This is a genomic window from Streptomyces sp. NPDC053513 (assembly GCF_044544765.1).
Classification (GTDB): Bacteria; Actinomycetota; Actinomycetes; order Streptomycetales; family Streptomycetaceae; genus Streptomyces; species Streptomyces litmocidini.
On the sequence record NZ_JBITXP010000038.1, the window covers coordinates 37,453 to 60,561 of the forward strand.

General features: G+C 73.2%; 27 protein-coding genes. 19 read left to right on the plus strand and 8 right to left on the minus strand.

Going from position 1 to position 23,109, the window contains the following annotated elements:
- Positions 1 to 18: 18 nt before the first annotated feature.
- From ACIGW4_RS36015 to ACIGW4_RS36025, 3 genes are all read right to left on the minus strand, one after another.
- Positions 19 to 1,119 (minus strand): S1C family serine protease, encoded by a 1,101-nt coding sequence (locus ACIGW4_RS36015; protein ID WP_399585766.1) that lies wholly within the window; start codon positions 1,117 to 1,119, stop codon positions 19 to 21.
- A gap of 98 nt (positions 1,120 to 1,217) precedes the next feature.
- A complete protein-coding gene (locus ACIGW4_RS36020; protein WP_123453969.1) occupies positions 1,218 to 2,243 on the minus strand; it encodes a LacI family DNA-binding transcriptional regulator in 1,026 nt (341 codons plus the stop codon).
- Between the two features lie 24 nt (positions 2,244 to 2,267).
- On the minus strand, positions 2,268 to 3,077 hold the full coding sequence (locus tag ACIGW4_RS36025) for a response regulator transcription factor (protein WP_123453970.1): 810 nt from the start codon (positions 3,075 to 3,077) through the stop codon (positions 2,268 to 2,270).
- A 218-nt stretch (positions 3,078 to 3,295) separates the two neighbouring features.
- On the opposite strand from ACIGW4_RS36025, the gene ACIGW4_RS36030 reads away from it, so the two are divergent.
- From ACIGW4_RS36030 to ACIGW4_RS36065, 8 genes are all read left to right on the plus strand, one after another.
- A complete protein-coding gene (locus ACIGW4_RS36030; RefSeq protein ID WP_123453971.1) occupies positions 3,296 to 4,114 on the plus strand; it encodes an alpha/beta hydrolase in 819 nt (272 codons plus the stop codon).
- An 80-nt stretch (positions 4,115 to 4,194) separates the two neighbouring features.
- Positions 4,195 to 4,449: a MoaD/ThiS family protein gene (locus tag ACIGW4_RS36035; RefSeq protein ID WP_398713157.1), complete on the plus strand. Its 255-nt coding sequence runs from the start codon at positions 4,195 to 4,197 to the stop codon at positions 4,447 to 4,449.
- An 11-nt stretch (positions 4,450 to 4,460) separates the two neighbouring features.
- Entirely contained in the window at positions 4,461 to 5,720 is a 1,260-nt protein-coding gene (locus tag ACIGW4_RS36040; protein WP_399585770.1) for a hypothetical protein, read from the plus strand.
- A gap of 106 nt (positions 5,721 to 5,826) precedes the next feature.
- Positions 5,827 to 6,513, plus strand: a complete 687-nt coding sequence (locus tag ACIGW4_RS36045) for a DUF2993 domain-containing protein (RefSeq protein ID WP_123453977.1) — start codon at positions 5,827 to 5,829, stop codon at positions 6,511 to 6,513.
- Positions 6,514 to 6,709: 196 nt separating this feature from the next.
- Positions 6,710 to 6,790 carry an Ms5788A family Cys-rich leader peptide gene (locus ACIGW4_RS36050; RefSeq protein WP_352021666.1) on the plus strand — a complete coding sequence of 27 codons (81 nt, stop codon included), beginning with the start codon at positions 6,710 to 6,712 and terminating at the stop codon, positions 6,788 to 6,790.
- 183 nt (positions 6,791 to 6,973) lie between these two features.
- The gene (locus ACIGW4_RS36055) at positions 6,974 to 7,813 is read left to right on the plus strand and encodes a sulfurtransferase (protein ID WP_123453978.1); all 840 of its coding nucleotides are present in this window, start codon (positions 6,974 to 6,976) and stop codon (positions 7,811 to 7,813) included.
- Positions 7,814 to 7,842: 29 nt separating this feature from the next.
- A complete protein-coding gene (locus tag ACIGW4_RS36060; RefSeq protein ID WP_030693674.1) occupies positions 7,843 to 8,133 on the plus strand; it encodes a DUF1416 domain-containing protein in 291 nt (96 codons plus the stop codon).
- A 239-nt stretch (positions 8,134 to 8,372) separates the two neighbouring features.
- On the plus strand, positions 8,373 to 8,636 hold the full coding sequence (locus tag ACIGW4_RS36065) for a DUF3099 domain-containing protein (protein ID WP_359591782.1): 264 nt from the start codon (positions 8,373 to 8,375) through the stop codon (positions 8,634 to 8,636).
- A gap of 97 nt (positions 8,637 to 8,733) precedes the next feature.
- On the opposite strand, the gene ACIGW4_RS36070 is transcribed toward ACIGW4_RS36065, so the two are convergent.
- Positions 8,734 to 9,096, minus strand: a complete 363-nt coding sequence (locus ACIGW4_RS36070) for a DsrE family protein (RefSeq protein ID WP_123453982.1) — start codon at positions 9,094 to 9,096, stop codon at positions 8,734 to 8,736.
- Between the two features lie 103 nt (positions 9,097 to 9,199).
- On the opposite strand from ACIGW4_RS36070, the gene ACIGW4_RS36075 reads away from it, so the two are divergent.
- The 6 genes from ACIGW4_RS36075 to ACIGW4_RS36100 all read left to right on the plus strand — a co-directional run bounded on the left by ACIGW4_RS36075 (position 9,200) and on the right by ACIGW4_RS36100 (position 14,025).
- The gene (locus ACIGW4_RS36075) at positions 9,200 to 10,021 is read left to right on the plus strand and encodes a hypothetical protein (protein WP_399585773.1); all 822 of its coding nucleotides are present in this window, start codon (positions 9,200 to 9,202) and stop codon (positions 10,019 to 10,021) included.
- A 17-nt stretch (positions 10,022 to 10,038) separates the two neighbouring features.
- On the plus strand, positions 10,039 to 10,839 hold the full coding sequence (locus ACIGW4_RS36080; protein WP_399585774.1) for a hypothetical protein: 801 nt from the start codon (positions 10,039 to 10,041) through the stop codon (positions 10,837 to 10,839).
- Positions 10,836 to 11,747, plus strand: coding sequence for a hypothetical protein (locus ACIGW4_RS36085; protein WP_399585776.1), 912 nt, complete (start codon positions 10,836 to 10,838; stop codon positions 11,745 to 11,747). The genes ACIGW4_RS36080 and ACIGW4_RS36085 overlap by 4 nt, the downstream gene beginning before the upstream one ends.
- A gap of 225 nt (positions 11,748 to 11,972) precedes the next feature.
- On the plus strand, positions 11,973 to 12,545 hold the full coding sequence (locus ACIGW4_RS36090) for an FABP family protein (protein WP_123453986.1): 573 nt from the start codon (positions 11,973 to 11,975) through the stop codon (positions 12,543 to 12,545).
- A gap of 42 nt (positions 12,546 to 12,587) precedes the next feature.
- On the plus strand, positions 12,588 to 13,049 hold the full coding sequence (locus ACIGW4_RS36095) for a Fur family transcriptional regulator (RefSeq protein ID WP_398713169.1): 462 nt from the start codon (positions 12,588 to 12,590) through the stop codon (positions 13,047 to 13,049).
- Between the two features lie 10 nt (positions 13,050 to 13,059).
- On the plus strand, positions 13,060 to 14,025 hold the full coding sequence (locus ACIGW4_RS36100; RefSeq protein ID WP_359591789.1) for a folate-binding protein: 966 nt from the start codon (positions 13,060 to 13,062) through the stop codon (positions 14,023 to 14,025).
- Here ACIGW4_RS36100 and dtd read toward each other — a convergent pair whose 3' ends face one another.
- Positions 14,026 to 14,451: a D-aminoacyl-tRNA deacylase gene (gene dtd, locus ACIGW4_RS36105; RefSeq protein ID WP_123453990.1), complete on the minus strand. Its 426-nt coding sequence runs from the start codon at positions 14,449 to 14,451 to the stop codon at positions 14,026 to 14,028.
- Between the two features lie 140 nt (positions 14,452 to 14,591).
- Between dtd and ACIGW4_RS36110 the strand changes: the two genes are divergently transcribed.
- From ACIGW4_RS36110 to ACIGW4_RS36125, 4 genes are all read left to right on the plus strand, one after another.
- Positions 14,592 to 15,206 carry an ABC transporter substrate-binding protein gene (locus ACIGW4_RS36110; RefSeq protein ID WP_399585780.1) on the plus strand — a complete coding sequence of 205 codons (615 nt, stop codon included), beginning with the start codon at positions 14,592 to 14,594 and terminating at the stop codon, positions 15,204 to 15,206.
- Between the two features lie 145 nt (positions 15,207 to 15,351).
- The gene (locus ACIGW4_RS36115; RefSeq protein WP_399585784.1) at positions 15,352 to 16,599 is read left to right on the plus strand and encodes a GNAT family N-acetyltransferase; all 1,248 of its coding nucleotides are present in this window, start codon (positions 15,352 to 15,354) and stop codon (positions 16,597 to 16,599) included.
- A 79-nt stretch (positions 16,600 to 16,678) separates the two neighbouring features.
- Positions 16,679 to 17,311 (plus strand): TetR/AcrR family transcriptional regulator, encoded by a 633-nt coding sequence (locus ACIGW4_RS36120; protein WP_398713174.1) that lies wholly within the window; start codon positions 16,679 to 16,681, stop codon positions 17,309 to 17,311.
- A gap of 60 nt (positions 17,312 to 17,371) precedes the next feature.
- Entirely contained in the window at positions 17,372 to 19,351 is a 1,980-nt protein-coding gene (locus ACIGW4_RS36125) for a HelD family protein (protein ID WP_399585785.1), read from the plus strand.
- 99 nt (positions 19,352 to 19,450) lie between these two features.
- On the opposite strand, the gene ACIGW4_RS36130 is transcribed toward ACIGW4_RS36125, so the two are convergent.
- From ACIGW4_RS36130 to ACIGW4_RS36140, 3 genes are all read right to left on the minus strand, one after another.
- Positions 19,451 to 20,881: an MFS transporter gene (locus ACIGW4_RS36130; protein WP_399585787.1), complete on the minus strand. Its 1,431-nt coding sequence runs from the start codon at positions 20,879 to 20,881 to the stop codon at positions 19,451 to 19,453.
- Between the two features lie 89 nt (positions 20,882 to 20,970).
- Complete coding sequence (locus ACIGW4_RS36135; RefSeq protein ID WP_123454003.1) at positions 20,971 to 21,456, minus strand: MarR family winged helix-turn-helix transcriptional regulator; 486 nt, start codon at positions 21,454 to 21,456, stop codon at positions 20,971 to 20,973.
- Positions 21,457 to 21,991: 535 nt separating this feature from the next.
- Positions 21,992 to 22,561: a DinB family protein gene (locus tag ACIGW4_RS36140; RefSeq protein WP_398713180.1), complete on the minus strand. Its 570-nt coding sequence runs from the start codon at positions 22,559 to 22,561 to the stop codon at positions 21,992 to 21,994.
- Positions 22,562 to 22,645: 84 nt separating this feature from the next.
- Between ACIGW4_RS36140 and ACIGW4_RS36145 the strand changes: the two genes are divergently transcribed.
- Positions 22,646 to 22,903, plus strand: a complete 258-nt coding sequence (locus tag ACIGW4_RS36145; protein ID WP_399585789.1) for a hypothetical protein — start codon at positions 22,646 to 22,648, stop codon at positions 22,901 to 22,903.
- Positions 22,904 to 23,109 lie beyond the last annotated feature (206 nt).

Below are 23,109 nucleotides of genomic sequence, written 5' to 3' on the forward strand. Positions count from 1 at the left end.
AATCAGCGTCCCACGCGCTCAGTTGCCACCGCCCGAGCGGAGACCGTCCAGGTCGGCCTTCACCGTGTCGATCGGGATCGCGAATCCGAGGCCGACGCTTCCGGCGGTGGAGCCGTTCGAAGAACTGGGCGAATACATGGCCGAATTGATTCCGATGATCTCGCCGTTCATATTGATCAACGCGCCGCCGGAATTCCCCGGATTGAGCGAGGCGTCGGTCTGGATCGCCTTGTACGTGGTCTTCGACGAGCCGGTGTCGCCGTTGAACTGCTGCCCGCCGAACTCGAACGGCCAGCCCTGCCGCGGGTCCCACTGCTGACCCTGCTGCTGGTCCTGGCCGCCGTCGTCCTTGGCGACGGTCACGTCCCGGTCGAGCGCGGAGACGATGCCGCTGGTGACGGTGCCGGTCAGGCCCTCGGGGGAGCCGATCGCCACGACCTCGTCGCCGACCCTGATCTTCGAGGAGTCGCCGAGCGTGGCGGCCTTGAGCCCGGAGGCGCCCTTGAGCTTGATCAGGGCGAGGTCCTTGTCGGGGTCCGTGCCGACGACCTCGGCCTGGTACGTCTTGCCGTCGCTGAGCTGCACGGCGACCTGGGAGGCGCCGGAGACCACGTGGTTGTTGGTGACGATCTCGCCGTCGGAGGTGATGATCACGCCCGAACCGGTGGACCTGCCGGAGTTCGAGGTCGCGGAGATCTCCACGATGGAGGGGGAGACGGCCTCGGCGACCCCGGCGACCGTGCCCTTGGTGCCGGTGGAGACGTTGGTGCCGCTCACGACGGGGGCGGAGGCGCTCACCGGGGTGTCGGAGGTGAGGTGCTGCACCAGCGTCGCCGTGCCGCCGCCGACCGCCGCGGCCGCGATGGCCACGGCCGCCATGAGCCCGACCCCGCGCCTGGCACGGCGGCGCGGCGCGGGGACCGGAGCGGGGACGGCGGCGACGAGGGGCGGGTCCACCGGCGGCGGCACGTGACCGCCCGAGGGCCAGACGGTCGTGCCCGGCTCGGTGGTGATCGGCTGCGTCGCCTCGTACGGCCCCGGCATCTGCTGCGTCGGCTCGTACGGCGGCCTCGGCGGGTGGTACGGCTGCTGCGGCTGCTGCTCCTGGAAGTCCGTCATGGCTATGACTCTCGGAGCCGTACATGAGAACGGTCTGAGGAGCGGCTGAGAAGCCCGACAGAACCCTGTATGTCCCGTATAAGGACGGGCCCGCGCGGCTACTCGTGGCAGCCGCAGGAGCGGCGGACGACCAGGGCCGACGGGAAGAGCTTCACGCGCTCCCGGCGCGAGCCGGCCACCCGGACCGAGTCGTCGAGGACCAGGTCCACGGCCGCCCGGGCCATCGCGGGCCGGTCCGAGGCGACGGTGGTCAGCGGCGGATCGGTGAGCGCCGCCTCCTTCACGTCGTCGAAGCCCGCGACCGCCAGCTCCGTCGGCACCTCGATGCGCAGCTCGCGGGCGGCCCGCAGGACGCCGAAGGCCTGGTCGTCGGTGGAGCAGAAGATGGCCGGCGGCCTCTCGGGGCCCGCGAGCAGCTTGAGCGCGACCTGGTAGGCGTCGTACCGGTTGTACGGGGCCTCGAAGAGCCGGCCCTCCGTCGACAGGCGGGCCTCCTGCATGGCGCGCCGCCAGCCCTCGACGTGGTCGGCGACCGGGTCGCCGACGGCCGGGGTGTTCGGGACGCCGCCGAGGCACGCCACGTACGGGTGGCCGTGCTCCAGGAGGTGCCGGGTGGCGAGCTGGGCGCCCTCGATGTCGTTCGTCACGACGGCGACGTCGTCGATCGCCTCGGGCCGCTCGTGCAGCAGCACCACGCGCGCGTCCCAGGCCTCGATCTCGCTCGCGGCCTGCTCGCTCATGCCCTGGCTGACCAGGATCAGTCCGGAGACCCGCATCCCGAGGAAGGCGCGCAGGTAGTGGATCTCGCGCTCGGTGCGGTAGTCGGAATTGCCGACGAGGACCATCTTCCCGCGCTCGGCGGCGGCCTGCTCGACCGCGTGCGCCAGCTCGGCGAAGAACGGCTGCCGGGCGTCGGGGACGATCATGCCTATGAGGTCGGTGCGCCGCGAGGCCATCGCCTGGGCCACCCGGTCGGGCCGGTAGCCCAGCTCCTTGATGGCGGCGAGGACACGCTCGCGCGTGGCCGGGGCGACCGGCCGGGGTCCGTTGTTGATGACGTAGCTCACGACCGCGGTAGAAGTACCTGCCAGTCGAGCTACGTCATCCCGCGTCACCTTGGCCACGCGCGGAAGTCTACGCGGGGCGACCTACCTACCGGCAGGTCGCACTGTGGCATCCGCCACGTCCCTGTCCTCCGCGAGGGTGACGCCCTCCGTGGCGCCCTTGACGCGGCCGCCCGCGCGGGCCCCCTCCTTGGCGCGGGCCTCCTCCGCGGCCCGCTCCACCTTCTCGGGCGCGACGAAGCGGTAGCCGACGTTCCGGACGGTGCCGATGAGCGACTCGTGCTCGGGACCGAGCTTGGCCCGCAGCCGCCGCACGTGGACGTCGACCGTACGGGTGCCGCCGAAGTAGTCGTACCCCCACACCTCCTGGAGGAGCTGGGCGCGCGTGAAGACCCGGCCCGGATGCTGGGCCAGGTACTTGAGCAGCTCGAACTCCTTGAAGGTCAGGTCCAGGACCCGGCCCTTGAGCTTCGCGCTGTACGTCGCCTCGTCGACCGACAGGTCGCCGTTGCGGATCTCCATCGGGGAGTCGTCGGAGACGATCTGCTGGCGGCCCATCGCGAGCCGGAGGCGCGCCTCGACCTCGGCGGGGCCCGCCGTGTCGAGGAGGACGTCGTCGATGCCCCAGTCGGCGGTGACGGCCGCGAGACCGCCCTCCGTGACGACCAGGACCAGCGGACAGCCGGGCCCGGTGGAGCGCAGCAGCTGGCAGAGCGAGCGCACCTGCGGGAGGTCGCGCCGGCCGTCGACGAGGATCACGTCCGCGCCGGGGGTGTCCACGAGGGCGGGGCCCTCGGCCGGGGCGACCCGGACGTTGTGCAGCAGCAGGCCGAGGGCGGGGAGCACCTCGGTCGACGGCTGGAGGGCGTTGGTCAGGAGCAGCAGTGAACTCATCGCCTACCACCTGTCCGGGTCGTCTTCGGTCCGTGGTGCGTCGTTCGCTCGTCCATGACGTCGGTTCCTCCTCGGTCCCTGCGAGGACGTCTACGTGTGCTCACGTGCGGCTCTCGCGCCCCGAGAGCTTTTGTTCATCCATCCGTAACAACGGTCGGAAAACACAAAAGGACCCGGGGGCTGCGTTGCCCGGATCCTCTGGCAGCAGAATAGCCGACATGAGTTCCGAGGGAGAGGGCCGATTTCACATGGTGGATGTTTCCTCGCTCACTTCCGTCCATCCCCGGGCGCCCCGGCGCGCGATGCTGCGTACCGATGACGGTGTCCGGATCGAGGCGGTTTACGAACCCTCACGGGCAAGTGTCACCGATACGGCCGTCGTCCTCGCCCACGGCTTCACCGGCTCGGCCGACCGGCCCGCCGTCCGGCGCGCCGCCGGCGTCCTGGCGGAGCGCGGCACGGCCGTCGTCACCTTCTCCTTCCGCGGGCACGGCCGCTCCGGCGGCCGCTCCACCGTCGGCGACCGGGAGGTCCTCGACCTGTCCGCCGCCGTCCGCTGGGCCCGTGACCTCGGCCACGCGCGCGTGGCGACGCTCGGCTTCTCCATGGGCGGCTCCGTGGTCCTGCGCCACGCGGCCCTGGAGCGCGGGCCGGAGAGCCGCGCCGACGCGGTGGCCGCCGTGTCCGCGCCCGCCCGCTGGTACTACCGGGGCACGGCCCCGATGCGCCGCCTCCACTGGGTGGTCACCCGGCCGGCGGGCCGCCTCGTCGGGCGGTACGGCTTCGGCACCCGGATCGACAGCAGGGCCTGGGACCCCGTGCCCCTGTCTCCCGTGGAGGCGGTTCCGCTGATCGCGCCGACACCCCTGCTGATCGTGCACGGCGACCGCGATCCGTACTTCCCGCTCGACCACCCGCGCATGCTGGCCGCCGCGGGCGACGCGGAGCTCTGGCTGGAGCGGGGCATGGGCCACGCCGAGAACGCGGCCGACGAGAAGCTGCTCGCCCGGCTGGGGGACTGGCTCACGCGCGCGTAGGGCCTGTCCTTCGGACCGGGTCCACGCGCGCATGGCCCATCATGGGGGGCGGCGCGCACACGAACGAAGGGAGCGCCGCTATGGCAGCGGGAACCATCCGCTACTGGGCCGCGGCCAAGGCCGCCGCCGGTGTCGCCGAGGAGCCGTACACCGCCGACACCCTGGCCGAGGCACTCGACGCGGCCCGCGCGCAGCACCCGGGCGAGCTCGTCCAGGTCCTCAAGCGGTGCTCGTTCCTGGTCGACGGAGACCCCGTCGGGACCCGGAGCCATGAGACGGTACGGCTTGCCGAGGGCGGCACGGTCGAGGTGCTCCCCCCGTTCGCAGGAGGGTGAACCCCAGAGCAATGAGCAACGACCAGCACTACGGCGGGCAGCAGTACGACCCGTACGCGAACGCCGACGCGAACGGGCAGGCCCCCGCCGACGTCACGCAGACGTGGGAGGGCCAGACCTGGGACACCACGTACCAGCCGGCCGTCTCGTACGACCAGATCCAGGCCGCCCGGGCCCAGGGCCAGGCACAGGCCGCCGAGACCCCTGTCCGGTCGCAGGCCGCACCGCTGCCGCAGCACCAGGCCCCCGCGGGCCACGGGACGCCGGAGCCGTACGAGCGGCAGCCGTACCCGCAGCAGCCGCAGCAGCCGTACCCGCAGCAGCCGTACGAGCCGTACCCGCCGCAGGGGAGCCCCGCCGCGTACTACGCGGAGCCCGTGGCCGAGCCCGCGCCCGCACCGGCGGCCTTCGCCGAGCCCGCGCCCGCACCGGCGGCAGACCCCGGGGCGCCTGCCGCCCCCGCGGCCGACGCCGGGCCCGCCTACTCCTCGCCCACCACCTCCGGGCACACCCGCCTCACCGACGCCCAGCGCGCCCGCGCCGAGGGCCGCTCGCCGATCATCGAGCCCGGGATGCGGCCCGCCGCCCTCACCGCCGTCCTCGGCCTGCTGCTCGCGGGCGGCGCCGCCCTCGGCTCGTACGGGCTCCTCGTCCCGCTCGTCCTGCTCCAGGGCCTCACCGCCGCCGGCTGGTTCCGGCTCAACGGCATGTGGCCCGCCCGGCAGGGCATCGCCCTCGCCTTCCTCGGCGGCCTCGTCGCCGACGCCGCCCTGCTCGCCACCGGCCGGGAGCACGCGGCCGCCGCGATCCTGGGCACCCTCGGCGTCTGGGTGCTGCTCTGCCTCGTCCTCCAGCTGCGCAGCCACGCCGACCCCGACGAGCGCATGTACGGCCTGATGGCCACCATCGCCTCCGCCGCCCTGACCGTCGTCGCCGCCGGGCACCTCGGCGCCGCCCCGGACGCCGTGGTCGTCGGCGGGGTCGCGGTCGCCGCCGCCGTCCTCGCCCGGGCGCTCCCGCTGCCCGGACCCGTCTCCCTGATCGCCGCCCTGCTCGCCTCGGCGGGCGCCGGGATCGCGGCCGGCGGCCTCACCGACCTGGGCACCTCCGGGGCGCTGCTCGGCCTCGGGGCCGGGGTCTGCGCCCTGGTCGGCCTGCGGGCGGCCAGCTACGACTACCCGTCGCGGTTCGTCCACATGACCGCGGGCGTCGCGCTGCCGCTCACCGCCGCCGCGCCCGCCGTCTACCTGCTGGGCCGCGCCCTGGTCTGACCTCGGCCCGTCCCGCACACGGGAACCAACCGGCCTCCCGACACGTCGATCTTGTGTCGGGGGGCCGGAAGTTTTACGAGAACCATCACGGGGGGACGCGAAGCCCATGCGAGCACTGCGGATTCTGTTGATCGTGGCCGTCGTGCTGGGCGGGATCCTCGTCGGGATCGACCGGCTGGCCGTGGCGTACGCCGAGTCGGAGGCGTCGAGCCGGGTCAAGCTCTCGGCCGCGACCAGCGACTCGATCGAGGTCGACATCAAGGGCTTCCCCTTCCTCACCCAGGTCGCGGACAAGCGGTTCGACGAGGTCGACGTCAGGGCGACCGGCGTGCGGGCGAAGGCCGGCGACAAGGACGTCCGGGTCGGCGAGCTCACCGTGGCCCTGCGGGACGTGACCGTGACCGGCGACTGGGCGGGCGCGAAGGCGGGCTCGGCGAGCGGCACGGCCCTCATCTCGTACGCGGACCTCACCGCCGCCTCCGACCGCGAGGCCACCGTCGCCTACGGCGGGAACGGCAAGGTGAAGGTCACCGGCAGCGTGGAGATCCTGGGCCGCTCCCTGACCCGTTCGGTCCTGTCCACGGTGACCGTCGTGCACGGCGACACCATCCGGGTCCGCGCCGACGAGGTGCCGGGCGCCGGCATCCCGGGCGTGGAGGACCTGGTCCGCGCGCGCACCGACTTCGAGCGCCCGATCGGTCTGATCGCCGGCATGAAGGTGGAGAAGGTCGAGCCGCGCCCGGACGGTCTGGCGGTCACCGTGACCGGCAAGGACGTCGCCCTGGCGGGCTGACGGGAGCCCGGACGGCCCCTTCTGGCCACATGCTGAGACGGGTCCGTCCGATCCGCAGAAGGCGAAGCGGACACCTCGGCGCGGAGGCGTCCGGAGCCGACTCGTACCGTGATCACGTCTCGCATCTCGGACGATCGCGTCTCAAAATACGACACACCGGTGACACGGCCGCCTGTCCGTCCCTACGATCGAGGGCATGAAGCGACAGGCGGAACTCACGAAGCGGCGGGCAGTAGACCTGTGCCGCGTCGCCGCCATGCTCTGTCGCTCGGTCTGAGCGGGACGCCAACTCCCGTATCCCCCAGGCCCGTCGACCGAAGTCCTCGCCGACCGACGTCGGGGCCGCCCTGTGCAGAGCCGTACGCGCGTCCGCTGTCCGTACGCACGCGACGACGCGTACCGCACCACACACCCGCACCACCGCAGCACACCCCCGCACACTGCCCCGGAGGAGAACAGCATGGCTCGCAGCGACGTCCTGGTCGACGCGGACTGGGTCGAGGCCAACCTCGACAACCCGCAGGTCGCCATCGTCGAGGTCGACGAGGACACCTCGGCCTACGAGAAGAACCACATCCGCAACGCCATCCGCATCGACTGGACGAAGGACCTGCAGGACCCGGTCCGCCGCGACTTCATCGACCAGGAGGGCTTCGAGAAGCTCCTCTCGGCCAAGGGCATCGCGAACGACACCACGGTCGTCCTCTACGGCGGAAACAACAACTGGTTCGCCTCCTACGCCTACTGGTACTTCAAGCTCTACGGCCACCAGGACGTCAAGCTCCTCGACGGCGGCCGCAAGAAGTGGGAGCTCGACTCCCGCGACCTCGTCGCCGAGGTCCCGACCCGCCCGGCCACCGAGTACAAGGCCAAGCCCCAGGACGCCTCGATCCGCGCCTTCCGCGACGACGTCGTGGCCGCGATCGGCGCCCAGAACCTGGTCGACGTCCGCTCGCCCGACGAGTTCTCCGGCAAGCTGCTCGCCCCGGCGCACCTCCCGCAGGAGCAGTCGCAGCGCCCCGGCCACGTGCCCAGCGCCCGCAACATCCCGTGGTCGAAGAACGCCAACGACGACGGCACCTTCAAGTCGGACGACGAGCTCAAGGCCCTCTACGAGGCCGAGCAGGTCGACCTGGCGAAGGACACCATCGCCTACTGCCGCATCGGCGAGCGCTCCGCGCTCACCTGGTTCGTCCTGCACGAGCTGCTCGAGGTCCCGAACGTCAAGAACTACGACGGCTCCTGGACCGAGTACGGCTCCCTCGTCGGCGTGCCGATCGAGCTCGGCGCCAACAAGTAACCCCACTTCTTCAGGACAGGACAGAGAACATGTGTGGAGCTCAGGTCGGCGGCCCCGACGTCAGCACGCTCAAGCCCGGTGAGACGGCCATCCAGGGCCAGGTGACCAAGGACGGCGAGCCCGTCACCGGTTACGTGCGCCTCCTCGACGGCTCCGGCGAGTTCACCGCCGAGGTCCCGACCTCGGCCACCGGCCAGTTCCGCTTCTACGCGGCGACCGGCGAGTGGACCCTCCGCGCCCTGGTCCCCGGCGCCCAGGCCGACCGCAAGGTCGTCGTCACCGAGGCCGGCAGCCTGACGGACGTGGCCATCGCGGTCTGATTCCCTGACGCGCCCCTCGCGCCGCTCGGCGCCGGGGCGCCTCACGGGCTTCGAGACGCCGCGCCGGACCCCGCCCGTCGGGGTGGACGCGGCGCGAAGTCCCATCGAACGGCCGGAGGGCCGTGCCTCCTGGGGGGTTGGACGCCTATTCCAGGACCTGAGGCACGGCCCTCCGGTCTGTTCCTCTCCGCGCTCCGGTCGTCGGTGACGCGGGGCCCGTCCGGTCGTACGCTGAAGTGGTGATCGCACGACGTCGGCGCGTCTACTTCTGGATGATGGGCGTCTGCCTGGTGCTTTTCGTGGGCGCCTGGGCCGTCGTGCGCCTGTTCTCCATGCCGGTCGCCATCGGCATGTGCGTCGTCGCCATGGTCATCCCCCCGATCGCCGCGATGGTCGCGAACCGCCGGGGCCCGGAGGACCGCTGGTGGGACGATCCTTCGGGCGATCCGAAGTCGGACGAGTGGTGGGACGAGCTGGACGGCAAGAAGCGCCGGGAGCCCTGAGCGGGCGGCGCTCCGGAGTCGGCGGCCGGAGGCCGACGCAGCGCCTCGAAGCCCGGGAGGCCCCTTGGGGCCGAGCGGTGCGAGAGGCGCGCCGGAATCAGTAGACGAGGGCCTGGGTCTCGTCGGACGTCGCCTCCTGGACGAAGACCTGCGCGCCGGCGATGCGGACGCCGTCCAGGACGTCCTTCTCCGTGATCTCGCGGCGGGCCGCGCACTGCGTGCAGAGCGTGATGCGCCCGGCCGCCAGGATCGAGTCGATCAGGTCCGGCAGGGGCGCCGCGTGCGGGAGTTCGAACTCCGCCGCGCGGCCCGGGAGGGCGAACCAGGAGGACTCGCCGGTCAGCCAGAGCGAGACCTCGACGCCGCTGGCGACGGCGACGGCGGCCACCGTGAAGGCCTGGGAGCAGCGTTCGGGGGCGTCGGCCCCTGCGGTCACCTTGATCACGAGCTTCTTCGCCATATGCCGAACTGTAATGCGCGGCACTGCAACCTCATGCGTCCCTCACGTGTCAGCTGGGTGCGCGGGTGACGGAATCCGCGCTTCAGGTCTCGTGGGGGGCTCCTTGAGCATCGAAGAAACCGTCCGGAACACGGACACGACGGCACCACCCGACCCGGAGGCGGTCGCGGAACCCGCACCTCCGGTCCACCGCCCGCGCCGCCGTGGCCTCCGCACCCTCGGGCTGATCGCCGTCGCCGCCGTCGTCGGCCTCGTCGGCGGCACCGCCGTCGGCTACCGCGTCCAGGCCGACCGCGAGCCGACCGCGCTCCCCCCGCTGAACCAGCCGGGCCTCGCCTACCCGGCGAAGCCGCTGCCGAAGGGGCAGGAACCGGCGCCGCTGCCGGCGAAGGAGGACCGCCAGGCGAAGGCGCAGGGCGACCTGCGGAAGCTGCTGCTGCCCAAGCCGGCCGGCGCGAGGAAGGACGAGTTCGACCACGGCACCAGCAACGGCTGGATGCCGGTGGGCGCGTTCGCCTCGACGTTCACCAGGCCCGGCCGCGCCCTCGACCACCAGCTGGAGCTGGGCCTGCGCCGGGTCGCGGCCGAGTCCTGGATGACCGGCGGCCACCGGCGGGTCGAGATCCGGCTGGTCCAGTACCGCGCGAACGACGTGCGCGGCGCGCAGGAGTACATCGAGGGCCAGCAGGACTACATGCCGCACGAGAAGTACGCCGGCAACGAGGGCGAAGAGCTCAAGGGCTCGTCCGATGGCCGCTACTACCTCTTCCCCGTCGAGCGGAAGGCGGGCTACCTGGACTTCTACGAGGCCAGGGCCTACTTCCACCGCGGTGACGTCGCCGTCGAGATCTTCGTCGGCGACACCGAGAAGATCTCCGAGAAGGAGATCCGTTCGCTGGCCGAGCGACAGCTGGGGCGCCTGTGAGTGAGGACCGGAACGACGTGACCGAGCCCGTGGTGGACCAGAGGTCCGGGAAGCGGGGTGTGCGGCGGGTCCTGCTCGGGGTCGTCCTGCCGTCCGCGGTCGCCCTCGGCCTGATCGGCGGCGGCGTCGCGTACACCGCCGTCACCGTCTCCTCCGCCGACCGCACCGCGCCGACGCGGCTGTGGGGCGAGACGGAGAAGACCGCGCGGAGCGACGAGGACCCGGCCGCGGCCCTCGCGCGCGGCAAGGCCGGCACGCCGCTGAGCAAGCTCCTGCTGCCGCTGCCGGAGGGGTACGAGTTCGGCCCCGACGAGGAGCTGTACGGGAACGACGGCGAGCTCGGCGCCGCCGAGGCCACCGCGCTGATGAAGCAGGCGGGCAAGGGGCTGTCCGGGAGGAAGCGCCGCGCGTTCGAGAAGGACGTCGACAAGCTCGGCATCGAGGGCATCGGGGTCCGCTCCTTCGCCGACCAGGAGAGCGACGTCGTCGTCACGTTCGAACTCGCGCGGATGAAGGACGAGAAGCAGATCAAGGCGAGCTACCGGATCCGCAAGGAGGTCATGGACATCCTGGAGTTCCCGAAGGGCCCCCGGGTGAAGGGCCACCGGAACGCCGTCTGCTACATGGAGCCCACGGTCGACTCGTCGGACAAGGAGGAGCGGGCCGCGGCGCTGGAGCAGATGGTCTGCCTCGCGTACGACTCCGAGGTCCTCGTCACGATGAGGGCGGCGGGCGCCAAGCCGTTCGACAAGGCCGGCGTGGCGAAGCTGCTGACGCAGCAGCTCGACCACATTGCATCCCCGGGGGAGTACGTATGACCGAGCAGACGCAGACCGAGACGGCCGTCCCCGCGCGGGAGGCGGCCGAGCCCGCTTCCGAGCCGGGGGCCGGGGCCGTGCCGCAGGCCGCTCCCGAGTCGCAGGCCGCTCCCGAGGCCGCGTCGGCCGAGCCGAAGAAGTCCCGGAAGCCCCTGCTCCGGGGCATCGCCCGCTGGACCGCCGCCGTGCTCGTCTGCGGCGCCGTCGGAACCGGTACGGCCCTGGGGATCACGGCCATGGAGCGCACCGACGTCCCGGGGCTCGCGACCGAGTCCGACGGCCGCTGGGAGTATCCGAAGCTCGCCCTCCCGGCGCTGCCCGAGGGGGCCCTCCGGCCGTTCACCGACGGCAACGAGGGCGAGATCCACCACGCCGACCTGCGCAAGCTCCTGCTGCCCGCTCCGGCGGGCGCCACGGTCGACCCGAAGCTCGACGGCGGCTGGGTCGGGCTCGACTCCCCTCTGGCGCTGATGAAGGAGAAGGACCGGGGCGAGCTGAAGCAGGAGCTGGCCGACTCCGCGCTCCGGCACGTCGCCGCCCGCGGCTGGACCATGCCGGACGGCACGACCACCCGGATCCACCTGCTGCGGTTCGCTTCGGTGGCGTTCTCGGAGGACTTCAGGGACGGGGACTTCAAGAACGAGCTCACGGGCGAGGTCATCAAGGAAAGCCGGCTGCCCGACGGGGTCGAGTCGGCGGAGATCGACTTGGAGGCCCAGGGCGCCGACGTGCCGTACGTCTCCGTCTACGCCTATCAGGAGCAGCCGCCGTACGGCGCCGAGCAGACCCGCTGGGCCTACGTCCAGGCCGGGGACACCCTCGCGGTGGTCACCCAGACCCGGAAGGGCGGGGCGCTCGCGGTGCCGTTCCGGCAGACGGTCACCCTCCAGGCGCAGCTCCTCGGCTGACCGTCCGCGAGACCCACCTCACCGAGTGGCCCGGACCCCAGCCCACTAAGCTGGGGTCCGGCCCGTTCCGCCTTCCCCGCTCAGACGAGGAGCACCCCGTGATCGCTTTCTTCGAAACCCTCCTGGTCCTGGTCGCCGTCGGCGTGATCGCCTTCGCCGGTCTGACCGTGAAGAAGCTGTACCAGGGCCAGCGGTAACCACTTCTAGAGAACGCCAGAGCTGCTCATGATCGAGATCCCGTCCGACCTCAACCCGGACCTCGTCCCCCTCGCGTTCCTGCTCGGTACGTGGGAGGGCGCGGGCGTGTCCGACTTCCCCGGCGCCGAGAAGTGCAACTTCGGCCAGTCCGTGACGTTCAGCCACGACGGCCGGGACTTCATCGAGTACCACTCGTACTCGTGGGTCCTGGACAACGACGGCAACAAGGTCCGTCCGCTGGAGAGCGAGAGCGGTTACTGGCGGATCGACAAGGACCGCAAGGTCGAGGTCGTCATGGTCCGTGACCAGGGCATCGTCGAGATCTGGTACGGCGAGCTCGCCGACCAGAAGCCGCAGATCGACCTGGCGACGGACGCGGTCGCCCGGACCGCGGCCTCGGGCGAGTACAGCGGCGGCAAGCGGCTCTACGGCTACGTGAAGAGCGACCTGATGTGGGTCGGCGAGAAGGCGACCCCCGAGGTCCCGCTCCGCCCGTACATGTCGGCGCACCTGAAGAAGGTCGTCACGCCGGAGGAGGTCGCGGAGATGGCCCGCAACCTGCCCGACATGCCGGACGACGGCATCGCCTTCTTCCGTTAGACACACCGGGTGGCGCGCCGCGCCCTCCGTACACTGGGGGGCGTGGTGAGCACCGACTGGAAGAGCGATCTGCGGCAGCGCGGCTATCGGCTGACGCCGCAGCGTCAGCTTGTCCTGGAAGCCGTGGACAGGCTGGAGCACGCCACCCCGGACGACATCCTCGGCGAGGTCCGCAGGACGGCCTCCGGGGTGAACATCTCCACCGTGTACCGGACCCTGGAGCTCCTGGAGGAGCTGGGTCTGGTCAGTCACGCGCATCTGGGGCACGGGGCCCCGACCTATCACCTCGCCGACCGGCACCACCATCTGCACCTGGTCTGCCGGGACTGCTCCGAGGTGATCGAGGCGGACGTCGAGGTGGCCGCCGAGTTCACGGGGAAGCTCCGCGAGACCTTCGGGTTCGAGACGGACATGAAGCACTTCGCGATCTTCGGCCGGTGCCGGGACTGTTCGAGCAAGGGCTCGAACAAGGACTCCGGCGAGGACGCCGCCGTCGAGTCGTAGGCTCTACAGCATGAAGAGCCCCCTGTTGTCCCTGCCCGGCGCCGTCCCCGCCGAAGGCCGCGACGAAGGTGTCGCCGCGCACTACGGCGACCTGTTCCGCGAGCAGCGCGCCCTCGCCGAAGGCGACGGCTTCGTCGACCTCTCGCACCGAGGCGTCATCGCCGTCTCCGGCGACGACCGGCTGAGCTGGCTGCACCTGCTCGTCACCCAGCACATGACCGAGCTGCCGCCCGGGCGGGCGACCGAGGCGCTGATCCTCTCCGCCAACGGGCACATCGAGCACGCCCTGTACCTCGTCGACGACGGCGAGACGGTGTGGGCGCACGTCGAGCCGGGGACGCGGGCCGAGCTCGTCGCGTATCTGGAGTCGATGAAGTTCTTCTACCGGGTCGAGGTCGCCGACCGGACCGAGGACCTCGCCGTCGTCCACCTGCCGGCCGGTTCCATCGCCGAGGTGCCCCCGGGCGTCGTCGTACGGGAGACCCCGCACGGCCGCGACCTGTTCCTGCCCCGCGCCGACCTGGAGTCCTTCGCGGCCTCGCACGGGCCGGCCGCCGGCATCCTCGCGTACGAGGCGCTGCGGGTCGAGGCGCACCGGCCGCGGCTCGGCTTCGAGACCGACCACCGGACCATTCCGCACGAGGTCGGCCTCATCGGCAGCGCCGTCCACCTCCAGAAGGGCTGCTACCGGGGCCAGGAGACCGTCGCCCGGGTGCAGAACCTGGGGAAGCCGCCGCGCCGCCTGGTCTTCCTGCACCTGGACGGCAGCGAGGTGCTGCTGCCCGGGCACGGGACCCCGGTCCGGCTGGCGGCCGACGGGGAGGAGGGACGGCAGCTGGGCTTCGTGACGACCGCCGTCCGCCACCACGAGCTGGGCCCGATCGCCCTGGCCCTGGTCAAGCGGAACGTGCCGGTGGACGCTCCGCTGATCGCCGGGACGACGGCCGCCGCGCAGGAGACCGTCGTCGAGCCCTGATCACACCTCCAGCAGCACCGTGAACGGGCCGTCGTTCGTGAGGGAGACGCGCATCTTCGCTCCGAAGCGGCCCGTCTCCACGTGGGCGCCCAGCTCGCGGAGCCGGGCGACGACCTCGTCGACGAGGGGTTCGGCGACCGGGCCGGGGGCCGCGGCGTTCCAGGTGGGGCGGCGGCCCTTGCGGGCGTCTCCGTAGAGGGTGAACTGGGAGACGACGAGCAGCGGCGCGTTCACGTCGGAGCACGACTTCTCGTCGTTCAGCACCCGGACGGACCAGAGCTTTCTGGCCAATTGGGCGGCCTTCTCCGGGGTGTCGTCGTGGGTCACCCCGACCAGGACGCACAGCCCTTCGCCGGTGATCTCCCCGACGGTCTCCCCTGCGACGACGACGCTCGCGCCGTCGACCCTCTGCACCACTGCTCGCATGCGCACCAACCTACCGAGCGGGCCGCGGGCCGAAGGACGAGGGGCCGAACGGGTGCAGAGCGCCTGCACGCGTGCGTGCAGGGTGGCACCATGCGTGTGAGGCGGTGCGGCCGACCGCACCGGTCGAGGGGACGATTCTCATGAGTGCACCTGGCACCGGGCCGACGCCGTCCGGCCCCGTACCGCTGATCCGCTCCTGCGCCCGGAGCGGGGGACCGGGCGGAGGGCCCGCGACGCGCCCGCCCGTGCAGCGGAGCGCCGACCCGGCGGAGCGGACGCGGCCCGACCTCGGCGCCCTGCGGCTGCCCGAGCTGCGGGCGCTGCGCCGGGACGCGCAGAGCGACGAGGCCGACCTGAGCTATGTGCGCCGGATGCTCCAGGGCCGGATCGACATCCTGCGGGCCGAGCTGGCGCGGCGGACCGATCCGGAGGCCCCGGTCCTCGACCGGCTCTCCGAGATCCTCGCCGACGTGCCCTCGCGGCACCGCAGTTCGGCGCGGCACGTGACGCTGTCGACCCCGCGCGGCGAGGAGTACCGGCGGCTGGCGGCCGAGATGCTGTCGGAGGTCGAGCTGTCGGACCTGACGGCCCGGACGGACGACGAGCTGCACGCGGCGATGGGCAGGCTCGCGGGGTACGAACAGCAGGTCTCGCGGCGCCGCCAGCACCTCCAGCGGACCGCCGACGACTGCAGCGCGGAGATCGCCCGCCGCTACCGGGAGGGCGAGGCCCAGGTCGACGACCTGCTGGCCTGAGCGGTACGGGACGGGGGATCCGGCGGAGGGCCGCGGCCGGGGCGGGCGCTGTCGCTGGTACGGGCGCTGCCGCCGGGGCCGGGCGCTGCCGCCGGGCCGGGAAAACCCGGTGCGGGGCCCGTCGTGCCGTGCGTAGGGTCGGGGGATGACTGTCGACGTGCGTGCGGTGACGGAGTCCGAGTTCCCCGACTGGCAGCGGTCGCTGCGCACCGGGTTCCTGAAGGTCCCGGTCGTCTCCGACGAGGAGGCCGCGGACCGGCTGGCCCACGCGGACCTGGCGCGGACGCTCGGCGGCTTCGACCGGGACCGGATCGTCGCCACCTTCCGGTCCTTCCGGCAGGAGGTCAGCACGGTCGGCGGGGGCAGTCTGACCGCGGACGCGATCACCCAGGTCACGGTCGCGCCGACGCACCGCAGGCGCGGGCTGCTGAGCCGGATGATGGCCGCGGACCTCGCCGCCGCGAAGGAGCGGGGCGACGCGGTCGCGACGCTGATCGCCGCCGAGTACCCGATCTACGGGCGGTTCGGTTTCGGTCCGGCGAGCTGGACCGCCGAATGGAGCGTCGACGTGAACCGGGCCGGTCTCGACCCGCGCCGCTCGGGCCGGCCGGAGGACGGCGGCCGGATCGATCTGGCGGACGGCGACGAGATCCGCAAGGTGGGTCCCGAGGTGCACCGCCGGCTGGCCGGCGTCCGCGCCGGGGTCACGAACCGCAGCAGGCGCGACTGGGAGCGGGGCACCGGTCTCGTCCCCCAGAGCATCGCCCCGTGGCGGGAGCCGTACTACGCGGTGTACCGGTCGGAGTCCGGTGAGGTCGAGGGGTACGTGGCGTACACCGCCGACGACAAGTGGGACGACGCGAAGCTCCCGCTGAACACGGCGACCGTGCGGGACCTCATCGCCGTCACCCCGGCCGCCGAGCGCGCCCTGTGGCACTACCTCTGCTCGATCGACTGGATCGCCACGGTCCGCTCCGGCTACCGGGCGCCCGACGACCCGCTGCCGCTGCTGCTGCCCGACCCGCGCGCGGCCAGGATGCTGACGTACGCGGACATGCTGTGGGTCCGGGTCCTGGACGTGGTCCGGGTCCTGGAGGGCCGGACGTATCCGGTGGAGGAAAGCCTGGTCCTGGAGGTGCGGGACGCCGACGGGCTCGCGGGCGGGCGCTTCCGGCTGGACGCCTCCCCGGCGGGCGCGGCCTGTGTCCGTACGGCCGCGCCGGCCGATCTCGCCCTCGACGTCGCCGAGGTGGGCACGCTCGCGTTCGGTGACGAGTCGGCGGTGCGGCTGGCCCGGCTGGGGCGCGTGGAGGAGCTGACGTCCGGCGCGGCCGCCCGTGCCGACCTGCTGTTCCGCACCTCGCTGCGGCCCTTCTCGCCCGACCTCTTCTGAGGCCCGAGGCCCCGGGATTCTGAGGCCGGGGGCCGTCGGGAGGGCGTCCTAGGATGGCGTCCTACGAAGGAGGCGCCCGGTGGCGGAGGACGGTGTGACCGGCTCGGCCGGTCTTCGCGAGCGGAAGAAGGCGCGGACCCGGCAGGCGCTGTCGGACGCGGCCGTCGCGCTCTTCCTGGAGAAGGGCTTCGACGCGGTGTCCGTCGCGGAGGTGGCCGCCGCCGCCGAGGTCTCGAAGCCGACCCTCTTCCGGTACTTCCCCGCCAAGGAGGACCTGGTCCTGCACCGGTTCGCCGATCACGAGGACGAGTCCGCGCGCGTGGTGGAGGCCGGGCGGGCCCGTGGCACGGCGCCGCTCGACGCGCTGTACGAGCACCTGCTGGACGGGCTGGAGCGGCGCGATCCGGTGACCGGGCTCTGTGACGTGCCGGAGGTCCTGGCGTACCACCGGCTCCTGTACGGGACGCCGGCCCTGCTCGCCGGGATCCACGGCTACCAGCAGCGCTCGGAGGAGGTCCTCGCGCGGGCGCTGGGCGGCGATCCGCTGCCGGCGCGGCTGGCGGCCGGGCAGATCACGGCCGTGCTGCGGGTCCTGGCGAACGAGAACGTGGCGCGGCTGGCGGCCGGCGAGGCGGTGGACGCGGTGGCGGGGGACGCGGTGGCGGCGGCGGAGGCGGCGTTCCGGTCGCTGCGGGAGGGGCTGCCGTACTGACCCCGCCTGCAACTGAGTAAAAAATGTAACTCGGTAACGTTTTCCGTTAGGCTTGACGGAATGACGTCACTGGACCTTGAGCTCGCCCGCGAACGCTCCCACCACGACGCCTGCCGCGCCGCCCTGATCCGCATGACCGAGGACGTGGCCGAGCAGGTCGTCACCGGCGAGGACGTCGCCGCCTCCGGCGCCGACGCCGAAGCACTCGGCTACCATCTGCGCAGCCGCGCCAAGGAGATGGGCGAACAGCCCCCCGGCCCGCTGTTCTTCGGCCGCCTCGACCGCGAGGACGGCCAGATCCACCACATCGGCCGCCGCCGGATCGCCGAGCACCCCGCCGCCCCGCCGCTCGTCGTCGACTGGCGCGCGCCCGTCTCCCGCGCCTACTACCAGGCCGGCGCGCACGACCCGCAGGGCGTCCTGCGCCGCCGCCGCTTCGGCTGGGCCCCGAACAGCACGGGCGCGACCGAGGACCTGACCGCCCTGGAGGACGAGCGCCTCACGGACGGCGGGACGGGAACGGTCAGCGCCCTGCTCACCGGGGAGATCGAACGCCCCCGCGTCGGCCCCATGCGGGACATCGCCGCCACCATCCAGCCCGAGCAGGACGACCTCGTACGCTCCGAGCCGGCCGCCTCCCTGTGCGTGCAGGGCGCCCCCGGCACCGGCAAGACCGCCGTGGGCCTGCACCGGGCCGCGTACCTCCTCTACACGCACCCGCAGCGGATCCGCCGCTCCGGCCTCCTCGTCCTCGGCCCCCACCGGGCCTTCCTCTCGTACATCGCCGAGGTGCTGCCCTCGCTCGGCGAGACCGGGATCCGGCAGGCCACCCTCGACGAGGAGATCGCCCGCCACCCGGTCCGGGCCGAGGACGACGAGGCGGCGGCCCGGATCAAGCACGACGCCCGCATGGCGGAGCTGCTGCACCGCGCGCTGTACGGCAGGGTCGACCCGGCCCCGGCGGAGGACCTGGCCGTCCCCGACGGCTCGTACCACTGGCGGCTCCCGGCGGCGGAACTCGCCGCGATCGTCTCGGCGGTACGGGCGGAGGCCCCGCCCTACGCGACCGGCCGCGAGCGGGTCCGGGCCCGCGTCGTCCGGGCCCTCCAGCTCCGGGCCGAACGCCGCTCGGGGCCGATGGGCGCGGCCTGGGCGCGGCGGATCGAGCGGGCGCGGGCGGTGACGGCGTTCCTCGACGCGTGCTGGCCGAGGACGAGCCCGGAGGAGGTCCTCGCGGAGGTGCTGACGGAACCGGCGGCGTTCGGTTCCGTGCTGACGGAGGCCGAGTCGGCGGCCCTCCGCTGGGCGCGGCCGCCCCGCTCGTACCGCTCGGCGCGCTGGACCGCCGCCGACCTCGTCCTCCTCGACGAACTCGCCGGCCTGATCGAACGCCCCGAGAGCTACGGGCACGTCGTCGTCGACGAGGCCCAGGACCTCTCTCCCATGCAGTGCCGGGCCATCGCCCGCCGCACCGAGTTCGGTTCGCTCACCGTCCTCGGGGACCTCGCCCAGGGCACCACCCCGTGGGCGGCCCGCGACTGGGACGAGCAGCTGGCGCACCTGGGCAAGCCCGGGACGCCGGTCGTGCCGCTGACCCTCGGCTACCGGGTGCCGGCCGCGATCGTCGACCTCGCCAACCGGCTCCTGCCGAGGCTCGGCGCCGACGTGCCCGCCGGGCGCTCGGTGCGCCGGGACGGCGAGGTGACGGTCCGACGGACGACGGACCTGGCCGCCGGGGCCCACGAGGCCGTGCGGGCCGCGCTCGCGGCGGAGGGCTCGGTGGGGGTCGTCACGGCCGACCACCTCGTCGACGCGGTGGCCGAGGAGGTGAGGGGGTACGGGGAGCGGGTGAGCGTGCTGCCCGCGACCGTCGTCAAGGGCCTGGAGTTCGACCACGTCGTGGTCGTCGAACCGGCCGCGATCGTGGCGGCCGAGGCGCGCGGGCTGAACCGGCTGTACGTGGTGCTCACCCGGACGGTGTCGCGCCTCGCGCTGGTGCACCAGGCGGAGCTGCCGGAGTGTCTCCGTACGACTCCGTGAGCGCGGCGCCGGTCCGGGCCGTCGCGCCGGTCGTCTCGGCGGCGGTGACCCGCTGCCGCGTCCGGAGGAAGAGCGGGGCGGCGACGGGTCGATCGGCCCTCATGCGGCCGTGGTCAGCTGCCGGGTCCTGGCGGCGGCGGTCGGGCGGAGGACGGTGAGGGCGACGACCAGGGCGAGGAGGAGGAGACCGGCGCCGACGCCGAAGGCGAGGTGGTAGCCGCCGGTCAGCGCCTCCGGAACGGGGCGGCCCGCCTTCGTCAGGGTCTCGGTGCGGGCGGCGGCGAGGGTGGAGAGGACCGCGACGCCGAGGGCCATGCCGATCTGCTGGGTGGTGTTGAAGACGCCGGAGGCCAGACCGGCGTCCGCCTCCCGCGCGCCGGACATGGCGAGCGCGGTGAGGGCGGGGAGCGCGAGGCCGAAGCCGGCGGCGAGCAGCATCACGGGAAGCAGATCGGCGGCGTACGAGGCGTGGACGGGGACGCGGGCCAGCAGGCCGAGGACGCCGACGAGCAGGACGAGGCCGGTGAGCAGGACGTTCCGCTCGCCGAAGCGGGCGATGAGGGGTGCCGAGGCGCCGAGCGAGACGGCGCCGATGACGAGCGCGGCGGGCAGCATCGCGAAACCGGTGCCGGACGCCCCGTACCCGAGGACCTTCTGCAGGTAGAGGGCGACGAGGACCTGGAAGGAGAAGAGCGCGGCGACCATCAGCATCTGGACGGCGTTCGCGCCGGCGACGTCGCGGGAGCGGAGGATCCGCAGCGGCATGAGGGGCTGCGCGGCCTTCGCCTGGCGGAGCAGGAAGCCGGCCAGGAGGGCGAGGGCGAGGGCCCCGAAGCCGAGGGTGTGCGCCGAACCCGCCCCGTACTCCTCGATCTTGACGACGGCGTAGATCCCGGCCATGAGGCCGGCGGTCACGAGCAGCGCCCCGAGGACGTCGGCGCCGGCGTTCAGGCCCTGGGCGCGGTCGGCGGGGAGGGCGCGGAGGGCGACGAGGACGGTGGCGGCGCCGATGGGCAGGTTGATGAAGAAGATCCAGTTCCAGGCGAGGGCGTCGGTGAGGACGCCGCCGAGGACCTGGCCGAGGGAGGCGCCGGCGGCGCCGGTGAAGCTGAACACGGCGATGGCGCGGGCGCGTTCGCGGGGCTCGGTGAAGAGGGTGACGAGGATGCCGAGGCCGACGGCGGAGGCCGTCGCGCTGCCGACGCCCTGGAGGAAGCGGGCGGCGACGAGGACGGCGGGGGAGGAGGCGACGCCGGCGAGGAGCGAGGCGGCGGTGAAGATACCGGTCCCCGCGAGGAACATCCGCTTGCGGCCGACGAGGTCGCCGAGCCGGCCGGCGAGGAGGAGGAGCGAGCCGAAGGCGATCAGGTAGGCGTTGACGACCCAGCTGAGGCCGACGGGGGTGAAGCCGAGGTCGTTCTGGATGGCGGGCATGGCGACGGTGACGATGCTGCCGTCGAGGACCGTCATCAGCATGCCGGCGGCGAGGACGCCGAGGGCGAGGCGGGGGGTGGAGGGCGCGGTGGGCATGGGGATCTCTCCTGTCCGTCGGAGGCGACAGGAGAGACGCTAGCAGATGGTTTTGTTGCAGACTATTTTTTACGGGAGGAGTTCGGGTCTCAGGCGCGCTGGCGGGCCCGGCGGGCGGGCCTGGGGCTCTCGACCGGCGATTCCAGATGCCCGGCGGCCAGCCGGCCGAGGGCGCGCACCAGCACCGCGCGCTCGTCGCCGGGGAGGGAGGCGAGGGCGCTCTCATGCACGCCGTCGACGATCCGCTGGCTCCGGCGGGCGACCTCCGCCCCCGCCTCGGTCACCGCGATGATCCGCGCCCGGCGGTCGGTGGCCGACGGCCTGCGCTCGGCGAGACCCGCCTTCTCCAGGGCGTCCACGGTCACCACCATCGTGGTCTTGTCCATGTCCCCGATCTCGGCGAGCTGCGCCTGCGTCCGCTCCTCCTCCAGGGCGTGCACCAGCACGCAGTGCATCCGCGCGGTGAGCCCGATCTCGCCGAGCGCGGCCGCCATGCGCGTCCGGAGGACGTGGCTGGTGTGGTCGAGGAGGTAGGAGAGGTCGGGTTCGGTGCGGGTGGGAGCCATGGAGGTCATGCCTGTCAGCGTAACGAGGATCGGACCGACGCGGATCGTCCCGAACCGGACGATCTACGGGGCGACACGCGACCCGGGCCCCTCGGGGCCCCTCCCCGCCGGGCCCGCCCCGCCCGCGCGGGCCCGCGCCCGCTGGGGCGCCCACCCGCCGTGTGGGGCCCGCGCCCGGGTGGACGGCTCCCCACCCTCCGTGTGGGCAATCGTCCCGCTGGGGCGGGACGGGTGGGCACACGGGACGGCGCCCTCCAGCGGCGCCTCCGCGTTCCGCGCCTTGACCCGCACCACCGGTGCGCTGTGCACGGGGTGCGGGTTCAGGCACGTGAGCCTCTGGCGCCGGCAGGGCGCGGGTCCGTTGTGCCCACCCGTTCCGCCCCAGCGGAACGACTGCCCACAACGGCGGCGGGCACCGCACCGCGGGCGCGGGCCCACAACGGGGTGGGCGCAGCCCACAACGGGGGGACGGGGGCGCCGCGCCGGTGGGCGCAGCCCGCAACGTGGGCGCCGTCCGGCGGGCGTGCGGTCACAACCGGGTGGGCTACACGCCCCTCGTGCCGTCGATGCGTTCGCGCAGGAGGTCCGCGTGCCCGTTGTGGCGGGCGTACTCCTCGATCAGGTGGATCAGGACCCACCGCAGGGAGACCTCGCCACGCCACTCGTCCTCGCCCGTGACGTCGAGGTGCGGCGCCTCCGCCGTGAAGCGGTCGGAGTAGGCCACCGCGGCCCGCCAGGCCTCCCAGGCCTCCGCGACGGCCGCCGGATCGGCCGAGACCTCGTCGAAGTCCCCGTCGGGGGAGTCGGGGGAGGAGAAGAGGGGGCCCGCGTCCGACTCCCCGGCGAGCACTTCGCGGAACCAGCGGCGCTCGACGTCGGCGAGGTGCCGGACCAGACCGAGCAGGGAGAGGGTGGACGGTTCCGCCGACGTCGCCGCCAGTTCCTCCCCGAGGCCGGCGCACTTCAGAACCAGGGTCGCCCGCTGGTCCGCCAGGAACCCCGCGAGCATGGGCAGTTCATCGCCGGTCGAGGGGCCGCTGAAGCGCCCGGGGCCCGTGGCCGCCGTCTCGTCGAGGACGTCCGACCGGCGTCGTTTCCGCTCGTCAACTTCCATGATTTCCCTCCCTGTTGGACCCGGGGTCCATGCTGGCACGGCTACGCCCTGTCCGCGGGTGCGGATGCGGATGCGGATTGCGCGGTGCGGTACCCCGGCCGGGCCGCCGCCGCGGCCGAATGCCCCGCCGGCGAGACCCGGACCGGAGGCGGTGCCACCGTGATCGCGGGCAACTCGCACGCCGAGCGGTACCTGCTGCACGCGACCCAGCCGATCAGCGGGGAGCGCTGGTGGGCGTTCGCCACGAACACCGACACCAGCAACCCGGGCACCCTGAAGGTCTTCACGATCTGCGCGAAGGTGGTCAGCACCCCGGCCCTCACCGCGCCCGTCAGCGGCTGACCGCTCCCACGAGCCGGTGCGGGGGGGGGGGGGGGGGGGGGGGGGGGGGGGGGCGCCGGCCGGGGGGGGGGGGGGGGGGGGGGGGGGGGGGGGGGGGGGGTGGGGGGGGGGGGGGTCGTGGGAGGCGTGGTGGTGTTGCAGGTGACGCCGTTCAGCTTGAAGGCGGCCGGCACGGCGTTGGTGCCGCTGTACGAGCCGTTGAAGCC